The organism is Actinomycetospora sp. TBRC 11914, from assembly GCF_012933465.1.
GTDB lineage: Bacteria > Actinomycetota > Actinomycetes > Mycobacteriales > Pseudonocardiaceae > Actinomycetospora.
The window spans coordinates 1-1,591 of record NZ_JABBND010000046.1; the positions used below are offsets into that span (position 1 = coordinate 1).

The 1,591-nt window shown below is 71.5% G+C and carries 1 protein-coding gene; it reads left to right on the forward strand.

Translation table 11 applies throughout. The features are described from left to right. The first annotated feature begins 121 nt into the window (after positions 1-121). Positions 122-1,441, forward strand: coding sequence for an IS1380 family transposase (locus HH311_RS30740; RefSeq protein WP_169187540.1), 1,320 nt, complete (start codon positions 122-124; stop codon positions 1,439-1,441). Positions 1,442-1,591: the final 150 nt, after the last annotated feature.

Here is a 1,591-nt window from a genome sequence, read left to right on the forward strand (position 1 = left end):
AGCCCGGATCCACCGATGATGTTGGGGTGGTTCGGCGGGTTTGAGGGCCGGGTGCCTGCTGAGCAGGAACGATGTGTCTTGCGACGGACATATCGGATCTCTGCGAGGGGGCACCCGGCCGGTGCGAGCTTCTCATGACCTGACGCGGGTCGCGGTCACCTACGACGAGCCGAATCTGGTGTCGTCGGCGGGGTTGCTCGCGCCGGCTGTGTTGACCCAGAAACTCGGGTTGGCCGAGCTGATCGACACCCGGCTGCGGCTGGGCGCCCACGGCGCGAACAGCGCCACCAAGGCGCTGTCGGTGATCGGGTCGATGCTCGCTGGTGGCGACTCGATCGACGACGTGGCGCTGCTCGAGGTCGGGGCGGCCCGCGAGCTGTTCGACCAGCGCCGGGCACCCTCGACGGTCGGGACCTGGCTGCGGGATTTCCGCTGGTCGAACGCCCGAGAGCTCGACGGGGTGACCCGCGAGCTGCTGGCCCGGCTCTGGGCCGCCGGCGCCGGGCCGGACGACCCGGCCGGACCGTTGACCATCGACCTGGACTCCTCGATCTGTCGGGTCCACGGCCGGCACAAGCAGGGCGCCGGGTTCGGCTACACCAAGGTCCGCGGCTATCACCCGCAGCTGGCGACCTGCGCCCAGACCGGGCAGGTGATCTTCTCCCGGCTGCGCGGCGGAGCGGCCGCCGCCGCCCGCGGCGCCGGATCGTTGCTGGCCGAGTCGGTCTCCCGGCTGCGTGGCGCCGGTGCGAGCGGCCCGTTGACCGTGCGCGCGGACTCCGCGTTCTACTCCCGGGCAGTGATCGCCACCGCGACCCGCCTCGACGTCCGGTTCTCGATCACCACCCGCCAGGACACCAGGGTCCGCCGGGCGATCGCCACGATCGACGACGCCGCCTGGACACCGATCCCCTACTGGCTGTCCACCCCGGAAGTCTCCGGCGCCGACGTCGCCGAAATCCCCTACACCTGCTTCTCCGGACCTGACGCGGTCACCGCCCGGCTCATCGTGCGCCGGGTCCGCCCCACCCCAGGCACCCAGCTCGCGCTGTTCGCGACCTACAGCTACCACGCCATGATCACCGACCGGGACGGCGAGACCCTCGAACTCGAGGCCGACCACCGCCGCCACGCCGTGGTCGAGCAGTCCATCGCCGAGCTGAAATCCGCCGGGCTGGCCCACCTGCCCTCGGGCAAGTTCAACGCCAACGCCGCCTGGCTCTCGCTGGCCGTGATCGCCCACAACCTCACCCGCGCGGTCGGGGCCCTCGCCGGAACACCCCGCACCACCGTGGCCTCGATCCGCCACCGGCTGATCAACATCCCCGGTCGGCTCGCGACCCACGCCCGCACCCGAACCCTCCGACTGCCCCAGCGCTGGCCCTGGGCCGACCACTTCGCCCTCGCCCTGGCCGCCATCACCGCCCTGCCCGACGGCTAACCACCCCGACCGACCACCACCACACCCAGGAACCCTCGGAGAAGCCGGCAGACCGGCAACACCGCCGCGCCCCCATCCCGAACCCACACCCGCCGCCCCCAAGATCCACCATCGAAGATCAACCACAATCTCCGACGGTGGATCCGGGCT